The organism is Candidatus Seribacter sulfatis (assembly GCF_964187635.1).
Classification (GTDB): domain Bacteria; phylum Verrucomicrobiota; class Verrucomicrobiia; order Opitutales; family Seribacteraceae; genus Seribacter; species Seribacter sulfatis.
In genome coordinates, this window is sequence record NZ_CAXLMO010000098.1 from 71344 (window position 1) to 94596 (window position 23253).

The 23253-nt window shown below is 37.7% G+C and carries 18 protein-coding genes; 11 read left to right on the forward strand and 7 right to left on the reverse strand.

Translation table 11 applies throughout. From position 1 onward, the window contains the following. Window positions 1-26: 26 nt before the first annotated feature. A complete protein-coding gene (locus ACKPQ5_RS09335) occupies window positions 27-1526 on the forward strand; it encodes a ComEC/Rec2 family competence protein (protein WP_407678834.1) in 1500 nt (499 codons plus the stop codon). On the opposite strand, the gene ACKPQ5_RS09340 is transcribed toward ACKPQ5_RS09335, so the two are convergent. Then, on the reverse strand, window positions 1512-2630 hold the full coding sequence (locus ACKPQ5_RS09340; RefSeq protein ID WP_407678835.1) for a thioredoxin domain-containing protein: 1119 nt from the start codon (window positions 2628-2630) through the stop codon (window positions 1512-1514). The genes ACKPQ5_RS09335 and ACKPQ5_RS09340 overlap by 15 nt on opposite strands. Window positions 2631-2691: 61 nt before the next feature. On the opposite strand from ACKPQ5_RS09340, the gene ACKPQ5_RS09345 reads away from it, so the two are divergent. After that, entirely contained in the window at window positions 2692-3858 is a 1167-nt protein-coding gene (locus ACKPQ5_RS09345; RefSeq protein ID WP_407678836.1) for a KamA family radical SAM protein, read from the forward strand. 4 nt (window positions 3859-3862) lie between these two features. Here ACKPQ5_RS09345 and dnaN read toward each other — a convergent pair whose 3' ends face one another. Beyond that, window positions 3863-5002, reverse strand: coding sequence for a DNA polymerase III subunit beta (gene dnaN / locus ACKPQ5_RS09350; RefSeq protein WP_407678837.1), 1140 nt, complete (start codon window positions 5000-5002; stop codon window positions 3863-3865). A gap of 245 nt (window positions 5003-5247) precedes the next feature. After that, a complete protein-coding gene (locus ACKPQ5_RS09355) occupies window positions 5248-5622 on the reverse strand; it encodes a type II toxin-antitoxin system RelE family toxin (protein WP_407678838.1) in 375 nt (124 codons plus the stop codon). A gap of 57 nt (window positions 5623-5679) precedes the next feature. Between ACKPQ5_RS09355 and ACKPQ5_RS09360 the strand changes: the two genes are divergently transcribed. The 3 genes from ACKPQ5_RS09360 (at window position 5680) to ACKPQ5_RS09370 (ending at window position 9074) form a co-directional block, all read left to right on the forward strand. Then, window positions 5680-6654 (forward strand): KpsF/GutQ family sugar-phosphate isomerase, encoded by a 975-nt coding sequence (locus ACKPQ5_RS09360; protein WP_407678839.1) that lies wholly within the window; start codon window positions 5680-5682, stop codon window positions 6652-6654. Between the two features lie 55 nt (window positions 6655-6709). After that, window positions 6710-7006, forward strand: coding sequence for an FtsB family cell division protein (locus tag ACKPQ5_RS09365; RefSeq protein WP_407678840.1), 297 nt, complete (start codon window positions 6710-6712; stop codon window positions 7004-7006). A 94-nt stretch (window positions 7007-7100) separates the two neighbouring features. Then, entirely contained in the window at window positions 7101-9074 is a 1974-nt protein-coding gene (locus ACKPQ5_RS09370; RefSeq protein ID WP_407678841.1) for a phospho-sugar mutase, read from the forward strand. 3 nt (window positions 9075-9077) lie between these two features. Here ACKPQ5_RS09370 and ACKPQ5_RS09375 read toward each other — a convergent pair whose 3' ends face one another. Genes ACKPQ5_RS09375 through ACKPQ5_RS09390 form a run of 4 tightly spaced genes read right to left on the reverse strand, consistent with a single transcriptional unit; the run spans window position 9078 to window position 13126 of the window. Next, window positions 9078-10409, reverse strand: coding sequence for a dihydrolipoamide acetyltransferase family protein (locus ACKPQ5_RS09375; protein WP_407678842.1), 1332 nt, complete (start codon window positions 10407-10409; stop codon window positions 9078-9080). 15 nt (window positions 10410-10424) lie between these two features. Further along, entirely contained in the window at window positions 10425-11402 is a 978-nt protein-coding gene (locus ACKPQ5_RS09380) for an alpha-ketoacid dehydrogenase subunit beta (RefSeq protein ID WP_407678843.1), read from the reverse strand. An 18-nt stretch (window positions 11403-11420) separates the two neighbouring features. Next, window positions 11421-12590 carry a pyruvate dehydrogenase (acetyl-transferring) E1 component subunit alpha gene (gene pdhA, locus ACKPQ5_RS09385; protein ID WP_407678844.1) on the reverse strand — a complete coding sequence of 390 codons (1170 nt, stop codon included), beginning with the start codon at window positions 12588-12590 and terminating at the stop codon, window positions 11421-11423. A gap of 47 nt (window positions 12591-12637) precedes the next feature. Next, window positions 12638-13126: an NUDIX hydrolase gene (locus ACKPQ5_RS09390; protein ID WP_407678845.1), complete on the reverse strand. Its 489-nt coding sequence runs from the start codon at window positions 13124-13126 to the stop codon at window positions 12638-12640. A gap of 80 nt (window positions 13127-13206) precedes the next feature. On the opposite strand from ACKPQ5_RS09390, the gene ACKPQ5_RS09395 reads away from it, so the two are divergent. The 6 genes from ACKPQ5_RS09395 to ACKPQ5_RS09420 form a co-directional block, all read left to right on the forward strand. Then, window positions 13207-13884 carry a hypothetical protein gene (locus ACKPQ5_RS09395; RefSeq protein ID WP_407678846.1) on the forward strand — a complete coding sequence of 226 codons (678 nt, stop codon included), beginning with the start codon at window positions 13207-13209 and terminating at the stop codon, window positions 13882-13884. 24 nt (window positions 13885-13908) lie between these two features. Continuing rightward, window positions 13909-15672, forward strand: a complete 1764-nt coding sequence (gene pilM, locus ACKPQ5_RS09400) for a pilus assembly protein PilM (protein WP_407678847.1) — start codon at window positions 13909-13911, stop codon at window positions 15670-15672. A gap of 10 nt (window positions 15673-15682) precedes the next feature. After that, a complete protein-coding gene (locus ACKPQ5_RS09405; protein ID WP_407678848.1) occupies window positions 15683-16795 on the forward strand; it encodes a hypothetical protein in 1113 nt (370 codons plus the stop codon). Further along, complete coding sequence (locus tag ACKPQ5_RS09410; RefSeq protein ID WP_407678849.1) at window positions 16782-18065, forward strand: hypothetical protein; 1284 nt, start codon at window positions 16782-16784, stop codon at window positions 18063-18065. The genes ACKPQ5_RS09405 and ACKPQ5_RS09410 overlap by 14 nt, the downstream gene beginning before the upstream one ends. 135 nt (window positions 18066-18200) lie before the next feature. Next, window positions 18201-21710 (forward strand): type II secretion system protein GspD, encoded by a 3510-nt coding sequence (locus tag ACKPQ5_RS09415; protein WP_407678850.1) that lies wholly within the window; start codon window positions 18201-18203, stop codon window positions 21708-21710. A gap of 343 nt (window positions 21711-22053) precedes the next feature. Then, a partial coding sequence (locus tag ACKPQ5_RS09420) for a C-type lectin-like domain-containing protein (protein ID WP_407678851.1) occupies window positions 22054-23253 on the forward strand: 1200 nt, incomplete at its 3' end.

A 23253-nucleotide genomic window follows, 5' to 3' on the forward strand; every position in this document is an offset into this window, starting at 1 on the left:
TGATTTGAATAAACAATTAGTAAAGGATGAGAAACCCTGTTGTAAGTATATTAATTCCGTATTTGGTTTTTATTCTACTTTTTGAAAATCAAATTTTTGAAAATGCCTTAATAGTAAATATCTTCCTATTTTATATTTTTCTAAAGATTTTTATTTATAGTTATTTTTTACTTAAGAAAAATAAAATATTATTTCTCGGAATATTCGAAATACTGCTATTTATCATTTTACTTGAAAACTATGATTTTAAAATATTACAAATGCCTGAAGATACCCCAAAAAGGGAAGTGGTTTTAGATATTAAAATAAAAAGAAAAGTTAACAATTTAAACTACAATTATTATGTTGCAAGCGTAAAAACCGCACCAAAAGTAAATGAAGATTTGGTAAATCAACATATTTTATGCAGATTTGAAAATAATGAAATCGCGCATTTGACGGAGAAAAAAATCAAGGTAAAGGGAGTTCTTTCAAGCAAGTTTACCAATAATCAATATCTTACTACTCTTAAATATTGTAAAATTTTAAATATGACGAAAGCCAAGAGGCTGGATACTCTACTTCAATTAAAATTTTTAATAGAAAAAACACTGCTTATTTCTGCAAAAAATGAAGAGCAATTAAACGCATTCCTTAACGCGATTCTTTTGGGCAATAAAAACATGCTGTCTAATTCACAGAAATTAACATTTCAGAATAGCGGAACATTACATCTTTTTGCAGTAAGTGGTCTTCATATAGGGTTTATATATTTAATTATAAAATTTTTGATTTCTTTAATAACATATAACCGGTACATATCTGAAATAGTAATCGCTATAATATTATTTGTTTATTTAGATATGGTTAATTATCCTCCATCGGCATTACGGGCATGTATGATGATAAATATTTGGCAATTATCTATCGTTTTTTTTAAGAGGAAAAGCGCTTTATGCTCATTGTCTACCTCTTGCTTACTGATTCTTATCAATGACCCATCCTCAGTAATGGAAATTGGATTTCAATTATCTTACACCGTCGTCACATCTATTATTGTTTTTAATATACAAATAAAAAAGTATATAGAAAAATATAAATATACTTTTAGTAATTTTTTTATAAATTCACTACTTACTAGTTATTCTGCTTTTTGTGGAAGTATGTTGCTTGTTTATGATTATTTTAACATTATAGTACCAGGTTCGATAATAATAAATATAATAGCAATTCCTATTGCATTTATATTTATAGTATTTATTTTCTTAATGTTATCATTATCAATATTTATTGAAATTGATTATTTTTCAATCCTTTTTTCAGGACTTTACAATATACTAGATTATCTTCTAAACATTTTAACAGTATCTGACTTAACCTATTTTAAAATAGAAGGTAAAAGCGAGCTAGATAACTCAATTCATTTTTTTTATATAATTGCTATTCTTTTACTCGCTAATTTAATTAAAAAAAATAGCACTAAAATAATTATCCAGTTCTTTTTTCCGACTGTTTTGTTTTTATTCTATACTTTAATTAGCATTTAAGGTTTGTAAAAAAGAAACAGTTAGAATTTTTTCTTCTATTAAACCATTAGTTCCAAATCTAAAATTATTATCTCCAGTTAATAATCGACAAAACGGTGTTGTTTTTTCTCCTTCTGATGACCTTAATTTACTTATTTCTGAAATCTCTTTGCCCAAAGAATAATAATTATAAGATGATAATTGAGCTTGCTTCAGTATTTCAAGTGCATCTTCTCTTTCCTCCTCCTTACAAATACAAATTGTATAGACTTTCAGACCTCTTTTCCGAAATATTTTATAATTGGAAGAAATAGTTATTAAATTTTCTCGATTTTGTTTTTGGTTTTCATGTAAACTCCATATGTAAAAAAACTTAGGATAATTTGTTTTTTGTCTAATAAAGAAATTTAGTCTTCTTTCATCGGCATAATTTATTTGAATTGTTTCACCCGAATACCTTCTTTTTACGTTTTCGGCTAAATAAAGATCCTTTTTAAATTTTACTGCAGTACCAAAGTTCCTAGTTCTGTTAAATTCTACCTTCTTCCCGTTTATTAATTTTTTTATATTTTGATTAAGTTCTCCGTTTTTTATCTCCTCTGGTTTTTCGTGATTCCCCAATCTGCCTGAATATATAATTTTTCCCAAACTATCATAAAGGTATGCACTGGGGGTAATTTTCACCTCTAAGCTTTTGGTTACTATTTGTTCTTTTCCGTCATAAATATAGGGGAAATTATAACTCTCACTTAAAGCTCTTTCTTTCATTTCTTGAAAAGAATCTCCTGAGTCTGAATACGCTAATTCATCTGGTAGAATTGCATTTTCAAAATTAGGGGAAAATACAAGTATTTTAATACCTCCTGACTTCCATTCTTCGCTACATTCAACTAATTTCTTTTGAAATATTTGGGATATCCTACAATGATTCGATAAAAAAATCAGTAAAGTTCCGCGTTCACCAATTAGATCTTTATTCGTATACACCTTCGAATCTACCCCCTGTAGGGCAAAAGGATTAATTTCTTCAAGAGTGAATTTCTTTTCGTTTCCCATTACAACAGTAGCTAATACCTTTAGTATTAATATTATCGTTACTTTCTTTATAAGATTTTCTGTGTTCATAATGTTTGAATATCTTCTAAACAATGAGTAGAAGGTTATGTTTACTTAATTTATTTCACAAATGTACCCATTAGACGAAAAAGAAAACTGGTTTAGCGGAAAAGGCCATTGGTCTAAAACCCTTGATGAAGACTGGTTTAATTGGAAATGGCAAATGAGAAATCGTTTAACCAAAAAAGAACATTTTGAGCGGTTTATTCAGTTAACAGAACATGAAATTCAAGGTTTTGATATTGCTCAAAGTAAACTTTCTGTCGCTGTTACACCTTATTTTTTTAATCTAATCGACCCTAATAACCCTAATTGTCCAATTAGAAAACAACTTCTTCCTTCCGGTCTTGAGTCTGTTATTTCCAGGGTTGAAAAGAAGGATCCGGTGGGGGAAGAAAACACGATGCCAGTGCCTGGTATCGTACACAGGTACCCAGACAGGGTTTTGTTTCTAGTAACGGATCGGTGTGCTTCATATTGCAGATACTGTACAAGAAGTAGGCTAGTATCGAATGCACAAAAGTATGGGTTTCATCCTTCTATAGAAGCTGGTTTTAAATACATCGAAGAGAATAAGTCTATTCGTGATGTACTCATTAGCGGTGGAGATCCATTAATTTTATCGGATGATAAAATCGAGTATATACTTAACCGTTTGTCGAGTATTCCCCATGTCGAGTTTGTTAGAATAGGCTCTCGTGTTCCTGTTTTCCTTCCCCAAAGATTAACTGATCAACTCTTAAAAATATTTTCGAAACAAGAAAACTTATGGATGAGTATTCATATAAATCACCCGCTTGAGTGTACTAAGGAATTATATGATGCCTGTAGGAAAATTGTTGCACATGGCATTCCTCTTGGCAATCAAGCAGTATTACTCAGGGGAATTAATGACAATACACAGACAATAAAAAGCTTAATTCACCGTTTGATGATGATGAAGGTTAAGCCCTATTATTTATACCAGTGCGATTTAATAGAGGGTAGCGGTCATCTACGCACTGATCCGTCGGTAGGACTAAAAATTATAGAGGAGTTAAGAGGATTTACCTCCGGATATGCCATACCTCAGTTCGTGATTGATGCACCAGGTGGAGGTGGAAAAATACCAATCAACCCGAATTACATAATTAAATCTGATGAAAATGGTTTGGTTCTTAAAAATTACGAAGGTAAAATATTTAATTATCCAACTAATTCAGATTTAATTACTACAAAACCCCTATTTTTACCGTAGTGGGTTAATCGGTTCTAATTGGCATTACAACACAAAGAAAAGATAGTTTATTTCCTTCGGTTTCATTTACTTTAAAAACACCCGGACTCATATCGTCTCTAAACTCTAATGATATTTTATCTTTAGTTATCGATTTTAGGGGGTCTAACAAAAATCTTGGGTTAAACGACACTGCTGCATCTTCTCCGCTGTAGGTTATAGGCATTGATTCACAGGCATCTCCTACCACACTTTGGCCTGTTATTTCCATCTCCTCTGACTTGATCCGTAGTGTTACTTTTTCATCGGAGACTAAAGCTGCACGGTGGACACACTCTTGCATTAATTCTCGTTCAATTTCTGCATGGTTAAAATCATCTTTAGGGATGACCTGCTTATAGTTTGGGTATTTTCCTTCGACTACTTTTGAAACAAGATAGACGGACTCTCTAAATCCACCTGTTGAATTGTCATCTGCTTTAACCTTTAATTCGAAAGCTACCTGTCTATCGGTAAATGAAATACTGATCTCATTACCTATATCAGGAAGCTTTTCTATTTCTGAAACGGTTAAAGAAGGTAATATAAATTCCCCTTCATCCCCTTCATCTACTTTCATTTCTCGGTTTGTTACCGCTAATCTTCTGCCATCTGTAGCAACTAGCGATATTTTTTCCTTACTAAATTGAAAAAAGACTCCCTTTAACATGTACCTTTCTTCATTTACTGATTGGGCATAGGATACACTTTTGAGCATAGAAATGATTTCGTTTCTCTCTAGGGTGAACTCCTTCTGTTCTTCCAGTTCGGGAAGGGGAGGGAATTCTTTGCTATCCATTCCCACCACATTAAATATTGATCCCCTTGTGCTAATTGTTGCTTTCGCATGATCTGAAGTTTCTACACTTACTTCAATGTCTGCAAGTTCTCTAACAATTCTTCCCACCTCCTTTACCGGCAAGGTTATCGACCCCTCGGTAGAGACATCAGCCTTTACTGAACATCTTGCTCCCAAATCTAAATTGGTTGTGGTGAGCCTAACCAGTCCATCTTTTGCTTCGATTAAAACATTTTGGAGGATAGGCATCGTTTTTCTTGCACCGACTACACTTGTCACCAATTGGAGCCCTGAACTGAAATGGTCTCGATTTATCTTAAATTTCATTGTTATCCTTTTTGTCTGAAAATGAAGTTATCTTCAATCTATAATTATTAAAGATAAGTAAACATATATAAAAACTATTCATTATTATAGAAGGAAAAAAGAGCAATAACTATCTAAACTTTTAAGAGACAAGGAACTTATGAAAAAAAAGACTGTGAATAAAAAAAGAGTAACATCCGACAAAGTTGAAACTTGAAAAAAACTGTGAAAAAGTTTTTTTGATAAACATCTTTTTAACAAGCTATTCATTTTTTTGCCAAAGACTCTAAGTATTCCCAAAAACTTTGATGATCTTCTAAGACGGCATCATTGGAGGCAGGCATTTTACAACGAATTAAGAAATCGTTTAACGAGTTTTTTTGTAATATGAAGTGACAATGAAGAGAAATATCAACTTTTTCAAAATATACTCTAAGGTCATCAATCCTTAGCCGAAAAAAAGTTTTACCATTTCTCATAAAACTTCCTATACTACTATCTTCTCCAGAAAGAATATTGCTAGTAAGAGAACTTAACTTCTCCATTAAATAAAGTTGATCGGATTGAGCTAAAGAATTTAGCTCTTTGAGGCTTTGTTCAGAAAAGGTTACTTGAAACATAACAGGAAAAAAGAAAAGCAATTACTAGTGACGATTAATATAATAGATGTAAGTATTTAACCAAAATAAAATATTGGTATGAGTGAACAAGAATTAAAAGAAGCCGTAAAGGTTTTAAAAAAAGAAAGTGAATCAATAGACAGAGCTGCATCCCAACTTGGAAAAAACTTTTCTCAAGCATTAGATATATTGTCTAAACCGAAGAACAAAATTATCGTATGCGGAATAGGAAAATCAGGATTGTTAGGAAAAAAGCTTGCAGCCACATTTTGCAGTACGGGTTCACCGGCTTCCTTCTTACATGCATCCGAAGCTGTACATGGAGATTTGGGAATTCATCAAACAGGAGATCCAGTAATATTTTTATCAAACAGCGCCAGTACTCCTGAATTATTATTTTTGGAACCAATATTTAGAAAAAGAAAAGGGAAAATAGTTGGAATAATGGGAAATGCGGATGGTCCATTAATAAAAAAAGTGGATGTCTTTTTAAATTCCTCTGTATTATCCGAAGCAGACCCTCTCGGAATAGTTCCTACTGCTAGTTTTATGGTATCTGCGGCATTAGGCGATGCACTTGCATCAGGTTTAATGAAAAGAAAAAAATTTACAAAGTCAGAGTATGCCCGGACTCACCCAGCAGGACAATTGGGGCGAAATTTATTATTCAATGTTAATGATGTAATGCATCCGTTAAGTGAAATTGCTTTAGTTTTCTCAGATACACTAATTAGTGATTTAGTTATAGAAATGACCAAACATCCTTTAGGTGCTGCATGTGTTGTTAGGGAAGGTAAATTACTAGGAATTGTAACGGATGGGGATTTAAGAAGATCTTTAATGGAAAATAAAAATTTGTTAAATATGACGGCCAAGCAAATAATGAACGCTGAACCAAAAACGATAGACCCATCACTTTCTTTAGGTGAAGCATTATCGGTCATGGAGGAGGGCTCTAAACAAATATCTGTTTTACCTGTTGCGGAACCAGGTCAAGATAAACTCATGGGATTATTGCGACTTCATGATATCTATTCTACCGGACACAAGTGAAAGAGACTTGTGGAAAACATAGGTTGCAGTATCCTACAAATTTAAAATTTCAGAAGTGGTACCCAAAAAATTAGTAACATTTGCGATATTCTCTATAATATTCGCGGCGGCAATTTATTTATTGCTTCAACTCAATCGTGCCTATGATGAGTTTAGTCACTGGAAATCGAGGGAAGCAGTTTTAGAAAAAGAACTAGAAGACTTACGGACAGAGGCGAACGATCATCGACAATTTTTAGACAAATTACGAAGGGACCCCGACTTTCAAGATGCAGTAGCGAGAAAAGAGCTCGGTTATGGAAAAAAGGATGAACGCTTATATCGATTTCCTAAAGAAATTGTGACCGATTAAATTTCAATTTTCTTATTTTTTAAATTTTATAACATAAAATATATACTACCATCAATGTGATGAAATCATCCCGAATTTTTATCCCAACAATTTAATGAAAAACGAATCAATCTCTCTTCAATTAACTAAAGCCAAAGAAAATAAATTTCTTTACCAGTCCACCTTGGACAACATTTTAGAATTAACAGAGTGTAAAGAAATACCAGAATGGATTATAGATTCAATAGCAGAATTATTAGATACTGAAAACTGGGAAGAATTAAACAATCGATTTTACAAAAACCTTGCATTTGGAACTGGCGGAATGAGAGGGCGAACGATTGGCAATTACGTAACCAGGGCAGAAAGAGGTAAAACAAAAGGAAAAGAAACCCCAAGTTTTGCAGCAGTAGGAAGCAATACGCTTAATGAAATTACTGTTTTAAGAGCCACTAAGGCATTATTTTTACATATTACCAAGTGGCTGGCAGAAGAAAGTATTTTAGCACAACCGCGGCTTATCATAGCACATGACGTAAGGCATTTTTCTCGAAAATTTTGTGAATTAGCTGCATCTGCATGGACCAAATTGGGCGGGTATTCACTTGTTTTTGAAGGAGCAAGATCTACCCCTCAATTAAGTTTTACGGTAAGGCATCAATATGCACATGCCGGTGTAGTAATCACGGCAAGTCATAACCCCTCACACGATAATGGCTTTAAAGCTTACTTTGCCGATGGCTCACAACTGGTACCACCCCACGCCGAAGAAGTAGTTAATAGATACCAGTCAATTTCAGTAAGTGAATTATTACCTCTTCTTTCCTTGAAAACGGAAGAAAAAAATTGGAATACATTACCCACTGAAGATGATTTGGCGTATCGGGCAGCACTCGAAGATTCCGTGATGGATCCAGATATATTAAAAGACCACGCCCCCAAACTTGTTTTCACTCCTATTCATGGAACGGGATCAATATCGGCGATTCCAGCACTTTGGGATCACGGGGTAGAAGTTGCGGTGGTAGACGAACAAAACCAGCAAGACCCTAATTTTAGCACAGTTGACTCTCCAAATCCTGAAAATCCTGCAGCACTCAAAAAGGGAATTTCTGTTGCACAGAAAACAAAATCTGACCTTGTTTTAGCAACTGATCCAGACAGTGACAGAATTGGAGTAGCTGTTCGTACATCAGCGGGGAAGTATGTTTGTTTAACAGGTAATCAAGTCGCTGTCATGCTCTCTGAATACCGGTTAATTGTGGCCAGAAGAAAGAAAATAATTACCGACGAAGGTCCTAATCAGGTGGCCATTTTAAAGACATTTGTTACCACTCCGATGATTTCTCGCATTGCAGAATCATTTGGGGTAAAATGTATCAATACACCAACCGGTTTTAAGTGGATGGCGGAAAAGCTAGGTAAGTATGAAGACCAAGCAATAATAGAAATCAAAGAAAAAGAAGGTTTATCAATCGACTTTGACGGAACCGATTTATTTGCTCGAATTGATATTCTTACAAGATATTCAACTTATGTTATTCTTTCAGTCGAAGAAAGTTATGGATATTTACCTCTAGATGTAGTCAGAGATAAGGACGGAAATGCATCCGCATTAGCAATCGCCGAACTTTTCGCTTTTTTGAAATCCAGTAAAACTGAACCCTTACAATTTCTTGATAATCTTTACAAAAAATATGGTTATCATGAAGAGAAAACCGAAAACTTATATTTTGAAGGGGCAGAAGGAAGTGAGACCATTAAGACTCTCGCGGCATCCTATCGGACCTCGAAATTAAAAGAAGTGTCCGGTATTGCTGTGGTAAAGTGTAAAGATTTTTTAGATAAGGGATACATAGATGAGGATGAAGACGAATTATCTATTGAAAACTTTCTTATGCTCGAATTGGAAAACGGTTTTACGATTGCTATCCGACCTAGTGGAACAGAACCCAAAATTAAATACTATTTATTTGGCTGCGGTGAAAAGAATGCCCTAGACTTAATCGAGTCTAAGAAACAAGTTTCTTTACAAATGAAAGAAATTTCAGAATGGCTTGTCGAAGATGCAAATAAACGGATTGCCTAATATTTATACGAGCATAGAGGCTGGGTTCTCTAGGGTTTCAGCAAGAAGTTTTAAAAACTGAGCCCCAATCGCACCATCTACCAATCGATGATCGCAACTTAATCCAAGCATCATCGTTTCTCCGGCTTTTATATTGCCCAAAGAATCAACAATAGGTTTTTTGACAATTGCACCAACCGAGAGAATTGCGGCATTCGGTGGGTTAATGATACCACTAAAAAAATCTATACCAAACATACCTAAATTGGTAACTGTAAAAGTCGACCCGGCCATTTCATTGGGAGAAAGTTTTTTGGTACGGGCTTTCGTTATAAGAGATTTTGCCTCGATAGATAAATCCTCTAGAGCTAATTGGTCTGCATTCCGAACAACTGGAGTAAGAAGACCATCTTCCACCGCAACTCCAAAAGCGAGATGAATTCCGCCATGCAGTTTGATTTCTTTTTCTTCCCAGGAACTGTTAATTTCTGGAACGAGTGAAATTGTCTCAGCACATGCTTTTAAAATAATATCATTGAGAGTTAGCTTTGACGGAGCATTAGGGTTCCTGTTGGCTAATTTAATATTTAATGCTACTCGTGCCTCTTTCAATGGAGTGGCATTTATTTCTTTTTGAAGATAAAAATGAGGAATGGTATTTTTTGATTCGAGAAGCCTTTGGGCAATAATTGATCTCATCTTAGAAACCGGAATTAACCGGTCTTCTCGAATACCAGGGGAGAGTAAATTTATTTTTTTTGTTTGAGGGGTAGGAATATTTTCGGGAACAGTGACCTCCTGTTTCTTGGATGTTTCAGGAGAATGGGAAAGAATATCTTTTTTGGTTATTCTCCCCTTTGGCCCGGTGCCTTTTAGGTCATTTAAATCGAGATTAAGATCGCCCGCCATTTTTTTTGCAAGCGGCGATATTAATATTCTATCAGAGTCATCACCAGTAATCCGTGTGACTTCGGTTTGCGGTTGTGCGGGTTGTAATTGTGCTTCCGGAGCAGGATCGCTTGCAGTAATTTCCTCGACCTGTGGTGGAATTTCTTTTTTCTCCGCCTTTTCCTCCACCGGCTCGTCCGCGGGCTTTGTAGGAGCAGTTACCTCTTCACCCGGTTCTCCAACTGCGGCAAGTGGACTTCCAATTGGGACTTCATCTCCTTCGCCTACAAAAATTTCTAATAATGTACCATCATCAAAATTTTCTAGCTCCATCGTAGCCTTGTCTGTTTCAACTTCAGCTAAAATATCGCCATTCTTTACGAGGTCACCTGCTTTTTTGTGCCATTTCACGAGAGTACCTACCGACATGGTATCACTCAACTTGGGCATTTCTATAATTATAGCCATCTTATGTTTTAAAGTTTAAATTAGTTCCATTGCTTTGGCCAAAATTCGGTCATGGGCAGGAATTTGAACATTTTCAAGTGCTTTACTGTATGCCTGAGGAGCATCTATTGCGGAGACTCTTTTAATGGGTGCGTCCAAATAATCGAATGCTTGGTCTTGTATAAGAAAAGCAATCTGTGCATCGACCCCACAAAACGGTTTGTTTTCTTCCACCAGTAACACTCGGTTAGTTTTCTTGACCGTTTTAATTATTGCATCAACATCCAAGGGTCGGATTGACCTTAAATCCAGAACTTCCACGGAAATATTATGCTTCTCTTCGAGTGTTTGGGCAACTTCCAGGGAGGTATGAACTGCTTTTCCGTGAGCAATTATGGACATATCATTACCCTCTTTGAGGATATTTGCTTTCCCGAGAGGAATAATAAAATCGGGGTCATCCGGAACTTCGTCCTTCATGTTGTACAAAATGGTATTTTCCATAACACAAACAGGGTCATTGTCCCGAATGGCAGCTTTAAGCATTCCTTTCGCATCGGCTGGAGTCGCTGGGCAAATTACCTTAAGGCCTGGTGTATTTGCAGCAAAATTTTCGGGGGTATGTGAGTGTGTCGCTCCAACATTAGTTCCACCATTTGCGGGGCCCCTAAAAACGATTGGAACATTAATAAGTCCTCCCGACATATATCTCACACTTGCTGCGTTATTAAATATTTGATCAAATGCAACATAGCAAAAGCTCCAGAACATAAATTCTACAACGGGTCTCATACCCATCATTGCAGCCCCCACAGCGAGTCCAGAGAATGCAGCTTCACTAATAGGGGTATCGATCACTCGGTCGGCACCAAATTTTTCTAGCATACCTTCCGAAACTTTATATGAGCCCTTAAACTGAGCGACTTCTTCTCCCAGAAGCACCACATTGTTATCTCTTTCGATTTCTTCTGAGAGAGCTTGATTGAGTGCTTCTCTGTAAGTTATTATTGCCATAAATTTATATTTTTTGAATTAAGCTGGAGTTTCGAAAAACATGGTGCCCTGAGATGTTTTTTTATCAGGATTATCGGTTTCCCAGTAAATATCATCCATCAATTCACTTGGATCTGGGTAAGGACTTGCATCCGCAAATTCAGCAGATGCATCCGCATCGCCCTTCGCTCTGTTATCGATTGTTTTAATTTGGTCTTCCGTAATGTTACCTTCTTTGATTAATTTCTCACGAAACAAATTTAAAGGATCTTTATTTGTTTTGTATTCCTCAATTTCTTCTTTGCTTCGATAGGTTTGGTCGGGATCTGCGACCGAATGCCCGCGGTATCTGTAGGTTACAATTTCAAGTACCGAGGGCCTGCAGTTTTCATGTGCACTAGCCAAAGCATCCGAAATGGTCTGCCTTACCTCGTAAATATCATGCCCATTGGAAACGGACCAATCTATGTCAAAAGCGTCTCCCCGTCGTGCAAGTGGGTCCCCCGCGGAATGTCGAGATTCTGCCGTGCCCATGGAATAGCCATTATTTTCAATGATATAAACGACGGGAAGATTCCAGAGAGAAGCCAAGTTAAGAGATTCATAAAAAGGGCCCTGGTTCGTCGCGCCATCCCCCATAAAGCAAAGGCATGATCCCTTTTTTTTGTTATACTTAAGGGCAAAAGCAATTCCCAACCCAAGGGGCGTCTGTCCCCCTACTATACCATGTCCCCCCCAATAGTTTTTATCGGGTGCGAAGAAATGCATCGAACCGCCCTTTCCTTTGGAGCAACCGGTTTTTTTTCCGTAAAGTTCAGCCATGCATTCATCAAAATCCATCCCAACTGCCAATGCATGACCATGGTCTCTGTAAGCAGTGATTACATGATCGTCTTCACCAAGCATAGAAACTGAACCCACTGCCACGGCTTCCTGCCCAATATAGAGGTGTAAAAACCCTCCAATATGACCCTGTTGGTAGGAGCGAAGGGATCGTTCTTCAAACCTTCTGATCCGAAGCATTTTTTCATACAAATCAACCTTATCCTCAGCCGAAAGCGATTGATTCGCAGAGGAGGTAGAAAAATCTTCGGCACTCTCTTGGTTCGGTAGGGCTTTTTCTTTTTCTTCTAGTTTTGGATCCCCCTTTTTTTTGTCAGAATCTGTTGCAGATGGTTCTAAAATAGTATCGTGGTGTAAGCCTTCCATAAATTTAAAAAATCGGGTAAAAGTTAATAGAATTCGAAATTATCTATTTATTCGGGACTCGCTTCAATCTTAATCTTAGGTAAAAGGGGATTAGAGCAGTCAGCAGATACTCCCCAAAAACCAGATTTTTGTTTATCGTAGAAAGGCCAGACAAGTTCATGATCAGATGCTGGAATTCCTAAATGATTAATTTCATCTCTAGTAAAAAAATCAAAATATCCTTCCTCAAATTCTTGGGGAAGGTTTACAATAGTCTTTTTACATTCGAATAGAAACATTAACCAATGGCACGAATTTTCGTATCCCTTTTCGGACACATAGCCAAAGAGAGATAAATCGTCATTATTCAGGGTCATACCAGTTTCTTCTTTTGCCTCCCGAACTGCACACTCGTAAGGAGATTCACCTATGTTCATATTCAATTTTCCCCCAGGAGGACTCCACAAACCTTGGTTCGGAGATTTTTTCCTCTTGAGTAAAAGAATTTTTTCTGCGTGATTGCGAATAAAAAGTAAGCAAGATATCTTAAATTCCATTAGTTTATGCTTGTTATATGTACACAAGATTTGGAAAGATGGCAATCTACCATAATACAAAACCACAAAAGCTCAGTCCCATGAAATTCTTACCCACTCCATTATTTTTTCTTGTATCCGTACTTTTTATTGGAAACTTGAAGGCAAATCCGGATCAATTTGTTAAACTGGGAGGGAAGATAACCATTACGAAAGAATCAGATCAGTGGGTCAAAGCCTCCGTTCCCTTTGTATTTGTTACCCATCCATTGCTGGAAAAATTTAAATCTAGAAAACCGTCGAGCAAGGAGGACCTAATCAATATTGATTTTATCAATAACATAAAAGTTCGACTTTCGTTATGTTTCCTTAATGAATATCAAAAGAAAAATCTGCGCACCCTGAAATTGCCCGATATAGAATTTTATCAATACTACAGTGCGGAAGTGGAATATATGACTGTTAAATTTGATAGAAATACAAAATATGCCCACTTTTTATTTCCTGCCGCGATTGCCGAAAGGGATGGCTTTTTATCAACCTATATTAATGCAGTCGGGTATGTGGTAGAAATAATATACGATGGAATACCACTAGAAATTTCGGACTCCATTTCTTTTGATAAATACAGGGAGGAAACAATACTTCAAAAGTTTAAACAACAGGCCCAATCAAATGCGTCTAAAAATGAAGGAATTTTATTACCCGCACACATTGTCAGTTCTAATTACTTGGAAGGAGTGGGACCGGTGAAGAGAATTAAGGGATCGGGATATTAATTTTATTTCCTGCCATTTCTTTTTATGAGCGAGAAGAGAGAAGTAATTATAAATTGCGGTATTTCTCATGTGTCCGCGAGTGTGTTTTCTTCAGAAGGTGGTAAATTAAAACTCAAGCAGGTTGCTCTTCAAACTCTACACTATGACTACAGTAATGACCAAATCTGGCTAGATTCATTGATTGCCGGATTGGAATTACTCTGTAAAAACGAAAAACTTAAAGGGGATGCACGTTTTATATTTCCCGGAAGCCTGCTTCTTAACAAAACAATACGTGTTCCCCATGTAAACGAAGAGAAACAGAAAAAAATAGTAGCGTTTGAACTGTCCCAAAAAATGCCATTCCCATTGGCCGAATTAATATGGGACTATCAGGTAATTGATGATGATGGGGTAGAGCAGGAAATTCTTGCCTTTGCGGTGAAGCCAGAAATTGCGGAAACATTTTGTGAAAAAGTGGTTGAGATTGGATTAAACCCTCTGCAAATTACACCTGCACCGATTCTGGATTACAATGCACTAATTTCATCGGGCGTGGGATTAGAGCAACAAGAGACACTTGTTGTTAACATTGGTGCAAAATCTACGAATTTACTTTTTATTAATCCCACTGGCTTTCTTATCCGAAGTATAGCAATAGGGGGAAACGCTCTCACACAAAATATATCGGACAGTTTAGGGATATTATTTGAGAAAGCAGAGGAAATCAAAAAAAGTTATTTTTCAGGACAGGTTGCTTTTTCACCGGAAGACCCAAGCGTCCAAGTACTAGAAAATTGCTCGCAGCAGTTTTTAAATCGAGCAAGTCAAGAAATTACCCGATCAATTGTAACCTACAAAAGGCTTAAAAAAGGAAAGTCTCCAAATCGGATGTTTCTTGCCGGGAGAGGTGCACTGCTCAACAACTTACCCGAATACCTTAGCCAAAGCCAAAGCCTAGATATTGATTATTTTGACCCCCTGAAGAGCTTACTGTTAGAGGATGGAATAAGCCAAGAAATGCGTGCCCTTCTTCCTTACATGATTGGCGAACCAGTTGGGCTTGCGACTGCAATTTTGAATAGTAATGAAGGGAATACCTTAAAGCGTCCTCTTAATTTACTCCCTGCAAATAAGCTGACGCACTTATCCTTTAAAAAGAAAATACCACTGCTATTAACCGCCGCATTTATTTTCTCACTACTGCCAATACCGAGCATTTTGAATAAATCATCTCTGGAGGATGAGCTAGAAAAAGAACTCAGTTCATTACAGCAGGGCACAAGAGACCTAAAATCAAATATTGCCGACCAGGAATTACTTCAGGAAAAGTTCTTGTTTACTGATAAACTTAATCAATTGGTTTTCGAACGAAATCAAATATTCAGAGAAAAAAGTTTTTCCTGTTGGGTGATACAAGATTTCCTTAACCAGTTGCAGGGATCATTGGACCATGCTGATGTATCGGACGCTTGGTTTGATGAATTAAGGTTTCAAGAAGTCTCCGCAAGAAGCCGAGAAAATATTATAGGTACTCAATTCTTGAAAGGAAAAAAGAGATACAAAATAATACTTTCTGGCAGATATTTAGTTCGGATCGATGAAACCTTTAAGGACTCCGACGCGAACGAGAAGAGAAATCACTTAATTGAATTAAATAGCGTAAAACAAGAAGCATTGACTCAATATTTGGAAGCACTTCCCTTTATTGAAAAGGTTGCCAAAAAAACTTTTTCAATCGAAGGAAAAGGAGATTTATTTAAACGGTATTTTACTCATTTTAAATATGAATTTATTCCGAAATCTTAAGCTGTAATCCATGAATTTTTTAAAACACAATAAGTTTTTCTTTTCCTTGCTGTTTTTGTTTTTGGTTTTGTTTACTTCACTACAATTTATATCCTGTAATTCAGGAGAAAATCTTGAAGAAATTATTTCGTCTATAAAAGGTGAAGAACAAAAGGCGGGTAGTCTAAACGAAGAACTTTTGCTATACGAAGGACTTTCTGAAGATGCAAGCTTAGCGACAGATGATTTGTTAACTTTATCGACTCTAGAAAAAGATCAGCATCGTTTTTGGAATAACATTCTAAACCCAAGTGATAATATTTTTACCAACTGGAAAAATAAAAGTCCGGAGTCAATCAACGCAGATTTGACAAGGCTTTATTCCCGATTACGCAGTATGTGTAAAAAAAATAATATTGATTGTAATCAAAATGAATCAACTGGAAGCAATCCGTTTGGTGTGGCCAACCAGGCCGAAGAAAAGAAATACGGATTTGGGCTGTCTTCCTATGACGGATTTTGGCCAAGTTTTTCAAAAAACGAGGCAAAATTACTCGGCATTCAAAGTAAGATTATTTCCACCTTAATCGAATATTTAACTGAATCCTCCAATGGGGAGCATAGAATTAATCTCCTCACGGTATCTCGTGAGCCAGTGGGTGAAGAAGACAGCCAGCATATTGCTGGCGATCAATTAACGAGCCCGAATTTTACCGATAAATTGGTTCGCTTTACTGGTGGAATAAAATCTTTTGCATTTGTGATAGAGTTTAAAGGTCACACATCCCATGCACGAAGTTTTATTAATCAGTTAAGGCCTCCCTTTCTTGTAAAAGACTTAATTGTTAGTCGATCGGTTGAATTAGGTAACTCCTTCACTCCTCAATCTGCGCCAAGTCCGTTTCCTTCAGAAACGAGCAATTCCGCCACACCGCTCCCGATTGTTCAGAATGTAGAATCAACATTTACATTTTTAATTGAGTATGTTTATGAAATTGAACGGGACTTTGAATCTTTCTTGGTTAGGTCTTTAAAGACAGTACAACTAAATGAAGAACCACTACAGAAGTTCTTAGAATTATCAGGAAATTCAAAAATAGGTTCGAGATTAGATAAAATCTTTTTAAATCGTGAAATTCGTTAATTCACATTACGACAAAATCGCCATTGTACTGGTACTACTGACTTTTGGGATTGTCGGTATTATCTCCTTTTTGGAGCCCAGTGATTCAGAAAAGAAAAATAAACCTTCAGTCGCTCATTCCTTTTCTATCGACTCGGTTGGCGGAGAAGATGTATTAGTCCTGTTAAAAGAGACTCAACTGGTACCCGGAGACAGTATTGAAATTCATAATATCGGGTCGGGTGAAATCGAAAAATTCAGTGTAAAAAAAGTAATATTTTCGAAAAAAAGCCGGGTTACCATTCAGATGAAATCTCAAGAAATTTACAAAGGAAGATTATTAAACCCGAGTAGTACGATTTTAACAGCTGGGTGGGACAAATCGAGAAACCCGATCGCTTTAGATACCGAAAAAGGGGTAAAAAATATTAGTTTTAAAGATATTAAGTTTATTCGTGGTGAACAAAAGCTGGTTTTGGATAAAGAGATCGATACAATAGATGAAAGAGATTCAAAAATTTCTGTCTATCAAACCAAGTCCCAATTCTTAAACGATTCAAACCGGACAGAAAAGAGTCGCTGGACAAGTAGTGCGACTGAAGGAAACTCTTCCATTTACGATCTGTTTACCCCGCCCATTATTTATTTGGTAAACGGTGAATTAACTACAACACTACCAGAAGCTCCCACTGAAGAAGCAAAAGAAGAAGAGTTTGGCTTGACCGTTGTTTCCTTTGAAAAAAATCATTATCGATTAAAATTAGCGAGCTGGATAGGAAAGACTCCTTATTTCGAGGACTTTCAAACTAAAGTCTCCGCAAACTCAGATAAATATGTCAAAAATCGTTTGGAATTGAATATTCCTTACAAAGAAAATGAAAATTACCGCCCGGGTATGCCATCCTTAATTAAGACAAGTCCGGACGATGAAGAAAAACTGGTACAGGTAGAATATTTTACCGTTCAACAGGTAAAAGACCCTAAAACAGGTGGTGCTAAAATGGTGGGCCGTGCTTTGGTTCGTGATTTTAAAAAAGGAGGAAAACCATTTGAGATTAATAGCTTGATGGAGAAAGTGGACACAGGTGATTATAAAATCAATTTAAAGTTCGATATCGCGGGTGAAGTACCGAGCTCGATCGAGCTAGACGCCAATGAAATTGAAAAAGTATTTAATTTTGGGAACAGGAGTTATAAATTGCTTCGCATCGATAAGGAAAATAAAAATATCGAAATTGAAAAAAGGATTTCAGGGACAGATAAAATTACTGTCAAAACCCTTAATTTCTAAAATTTAATTTCGTTTACAATTACCATTTTTATTTATTGACCCAACTCCATCAATGTATGGAATGGTGTGTTAAGAATTTTTATTCTATTGCCCCTAATTTTCATGCATTTAAACTTATACTTTCGTTTAATCACAATGACATGTGTATGCCTGTCTTTCCCTTCCTTGCATGCCCAAATAAGTGATAAAAATTCGCAGCTCAATAATTTACCACAACAATCCACTTCTCCCGAAATAGAAACCAATGTGGTTTCGGAACCAATATTTAACATTGGAACGGAAACGAATTTAGTTCGAGTACTTCAAAATATCCGTGAGTTAGCTGGCGCGGGAAAAGTGGAAGAGGCTCAGAAAATGGCTCGAGTTGTGTTAGAGAAAATAACCGAAAACGAAGAAAATAGTTTTTATCTCAATCAAATCCGAAAGGCAGAAACGAAACTATATTACCAATTGGCACAGGAAGCGATGGCGGATAAAAAATATTCATTAGCCAGTCAATTCCTTTCTCGCTATCGAGAAAATATTGATGTCGAATTACAGGGTAGAAAAAGACAGAGAGAATTGGTTCTTAAGAAAGAGGGTTCAACCGATGCAACACTAGTAGGCAAATTAGTCGAAGAATTAGAAAAGGCCAAAAAAGATTTATCCGAGATTCGTGCGAAGGCGGGCCTTCCCGAAGATGACGCAAAGCCAGACTTTGAAAGGCTAATGGAGTCCGAGAAGGCAAAAATGGGCACATCGATGCGTCGAGCCGAGAGATTGTTAGAAAAAGCCCGCAAAGACGGTGCTGATGGCCAATATGACTTAGCCCTAGATCAGCTTGATGAAGCCCTGGGGATATTGCCATCGAATGTTTCAAGCATTGCACTAATTAGTGATATTTATAAAACGAAACAACAAATCACATGGTACCGCATGGGGGAGGCGATGCTCAAGGGTAAGGTAGGACGGGTGCAGGAGCTTGTGGTTGACTATCAAGATGTGGAGGAGTCTCGCAGAAAGGCAGAGTCTGAAACTTTGGGAATAGAGCAACAAACAGACTTCGAGGCCGAAATGGATAAAGCCAAAGAAAAAATGGAGGAACAGGCAGTACTGGCTGAAGAACTTTTGGCAAAAGCAAAGGGCATGATTCGAAAGAAAGAATACGAAGAGGCGGACAAATCCCTTCTTAAGATAAAGCTTTTCCTCGAGCCCAATACGCGTACTTGGCCATTAATATTGGATGCAGCGTTGTTAAAAAATCGTATCAATTTAGACAAAGCGGAAGATGCACGATCCAACAAAGACTGGGACTTAGCGAATCAGTATTTAGACGCATTTCGAACCGGTTTTTACCAGGATCGCGATATACAGGGAGATCCAATGTCATTTGGTAGACCCGGTCTAAAACAGACGGAAGGGGAGAAGGCACTTGATAACGAATTGGAAAAAGCAAAACGCATGGAAGATCGAATTGCGGCAGACAAGGCAAACCCCTATCGTAGAGATATTACTGAGTTTACGGCGGATTGGAAGGATACTAGGGAGGCGCTAAATGAATTATTGATGCGTGCGAAAGTACAATTTATTAATGGTGATCTTACTGGAGCGACCGAAACATATCGAACCATTGAAACTCAATTTTCTGATAATTATGAAGCGAAGGAAATGCTTAAACGCATTGCCAGAATGCGAGCCGAGGAAAGTTATCTTGGATATTTAAAGACTCGTGCAGAAATGCTTGAAGAAATTGAACGTGAATGGGAAAGGCCGAAGGTATTTGACCGACAAATTGAAGAAGTCGAGAAAGTAAAAGAGGGTCCGAGCAATTTAGAGAACAAATTAAAAATTATTCAAGTTCCCGGTGTGCAATTTTTTGAATCCCCTCTACCAGAAGTGATGCAGGAACTTCAAAGACAAGCAAAAACCTTTGATCTTACCGAGCCGGATCCAGCCAAAAAAGGAGTAAATATCATTCCACTAGCCAATGGGGATGAGCCATTTCCTAATGTTACTATCACCCTCAATCCTATGGCGCTTGGCAAAATGATTCAATTTATAGCAGAAATGGTAAGTTGGACCTATGACATACGAAATGATGCGATTGTGGTATCGAAATCGGGCGGTACTTTTACCGGTCGCTCTCTCGAAACGGAATTTTATGAAGTTACGCAGGGAACGATTCAGCGAATGACCGGAGGTGCCGGTGCCGGAATGGGGGGAGGAGGAGCGGATCCTTTCGCACCTGCACCCGGAGGCGGCGGAGGAGGAGCGGATGACACAGGAGCCAAGATAAAAGCTTTTTTAGAAGGAGCGGGTATTCCATTTGATGATACAAAAGGGCAAAAGTTTGTCTTTGATGGCTTTCAAATGATCGTTACTCATGAACGTCGCTTATTGGACCTCATTGAACGAATTTTGGAAAGACTGGATGCTGATTCGAGCCGTCAGGTAGAGATCGAAACAAAATTTTTGGAAGTTCAGGAAGGTGCACTGGATGAAATTAGTTTCGATTGGCAATACAGTTGGGATGACCCCAGCTTTGTCCTAGACCCCACTACGTTAAACCCAGTGGTTGACTCAAATGGACAACCGGTGATTAGTTTTGGGAAAAGTTTTACTGGAAATACTCGTACATTGGCAACAGCTCACTCTGCCAGCGGAACTTCTCGAGATACCATAATTAGTATTCCTGACAATCGCGATGCGAGTTTAAATATCCCCAACCCAACCCCTAATTTGCCGGGTAAAATTGGGATAGGTCAGGGAGTATCACCACTCATGCAAGCAAGTAGTCAAAGCTTAACCATGGGGGGAAGCGGGGGCAGTATGATTTTGGGAGGAAGCCAGGCAAAACTACTGATAAGTGCCCTGCAGCGTAAACAGGGAACTGACTTACTCAGTGCACCAAGAATTACGGTAATGGACGGACAGCCTGCACAAATCACCATTGCTCAGGAATTTATTTACCCAACAGGTTACGAACCCGCTCCGTTGCCGGGCGGAGGAGGAGGGGGAGGAGGAGCGCAGCAAGGAGGTGCTGGTGCTTTGGCTCAGGCAATTCAAATACAGAGTGCAGTTCCTCAATTTGATACCGTTGCACCCGATGATGAGCAGCCCGGTTTCAGGGAAGTGGGAGTCGTGATGGATGTTACTCCGAGGATTGAGAAATATAATTCCATTGCCCTTGAGTTAAGCCCGAAGGTCACCGAATTCGACGGTTTTATTGAGTACGGTGGTTCGTCCGCAATGATCGGAACTTCTGCAGCCGGTACTCCCCCAATGATCATACAACCCTCCGGTATATTAATGCCAATTTTCTCGGTCCGTAAGGTGAATACATCTGTAACCATCTTTGATGGTGCCACTGTAATTATCGGTGGACTTACTCGCGAAGAAGTTAAGACGGTGAACGATAAAATTCCCGTTCTTGGAAATATTCCTTTGATCGGAAGACTATTTCAGTCTTCTGCGGAGAGTTATTCCAAAAGAAATTTATTAATTTTCGTAAGTGCCAGTATCGTATCCCGTGGTGGTTCGCCGGTTCGTGAAGTGATTCAAAATATCAGCCCGCAATCTATTTTTAAAGATCCCGTTATTATGACTCCTACGGGAACAATTCGCAGAACTCCAAAAGGGGGAGCTCAAATTGCAGCTCCTAAGTAATTATAATTCTTTTCAAGGAATGTCAGTAATCGCCCAGCATTTGGTTTTAATGATCTGTCTAGCCCTTCCAGTAATTTGAATTTGGTAAAGAAAGAATAAGAGAAACCATAAGAATATACGCAACTATTACATATAATCTATTAAATGGAAAAGATTACCCTATTATATGACATCCACTACATCTGTATCTGGCCTTAATCGGTAAGCTTGATAATAATTTGTTTATAATGTAACTTACAATATGCCTAAGCCCGCCCCAAGCAGTTATTCCAAAAGCCCAAAACATAGGCTTGGGGCTCGTTTGTTCAAATTTTTTCTCCCTTGGGCTTGTTTAGGGTTTCTAGTGTTCGCCCTTTTTGAAAAAAGTGAGAGTCTTCTAAGTGGTAATTCCAATGAAAACAAAGAGGTTGTTTCTCAAAAATCAGTCGAAAGAAAAGAACACAATACGCTAGAAAAAAAAGTCAGTAAACCAGAACTAAACCTTCCGATTGTATCCAAAGATGCGGAATGGTGTGAGACTGAAAAGTACCAAGATTTATCCAAGCATACTGCCATTGTTGCATTTGATAACTGGCTCCAAACATTTGAAGCATTTCAATGCTTTGAAAAAACGAACTGTGAACATGATCCAAGAATTAAATGGGAATTGATCAAAAGAGGAGAAAAATTCGCGAAGGACAGGGCGCCAGTATTCAGAAGTATTATTCAAAACGATCCCCGAAAAGCACTCGAGCTTGCGGTGGATGAAAATTGGCTTGCCGTCCTGCCTGAACCGATTAGCCAACACTTGGAAAGTTGGGTTTCTTCTTACACCGATATAAAAGCGCTTCATATTTGCAAAGATCCCAAGCGCCCAATGGGAATGATTAAGAGATTTGCCAATCTATCGGACGGGGAAGCCGTTGAAGTTTACACCTATGGAAACCGAAAGTTTCTTAAGACCACTCAAGGAGTCGCTATATGGGGAGTGAAGATGGGGGATGATGTTGCCATTTCTGAAAATGCCCTCCAGATAAATCCTTCCGCAAATCCTCAAACACCAAACGCCTTTGAAGTAAAAATTGCCGGTATGCAATTGGAAGTACCGACTGAAAAGGGTTTAGAAATTTTAAAAAAGCGAATAGTGAGTGCCGAACGAAGAGGGTACATAACTGGTCGAGTACGCTATCCACTTGTTGCTTCCAGTGGTGGGTCACTTAATTTAATTGATTTACGGTACACGGTAATTACAAACCGGTTAACTTGGCAAGAAGCACAACAGGTTGCTTTCGAACAAAACGCCAGCTTGGTCAATATAAATTCTGATTATGAAAATTCTATCGTAACCAATTTACTTTCTGATGCTGCCGCGATTGGACTTTTCCCGGTGAATGAAAGCAACGAAACAGTTCAGTATGCCTGGACTGGTGCAAGCGATGCGGAGTTCACTACTGGTACAAGGTATTCAACGGTTACCAACCAGATAGTTTTTATTCCTAATATACTAGCCTCTGAGGGCAGTTGGATGTGGCAGGACGGAGCAACGGCAAGTTTTCCAGCACCT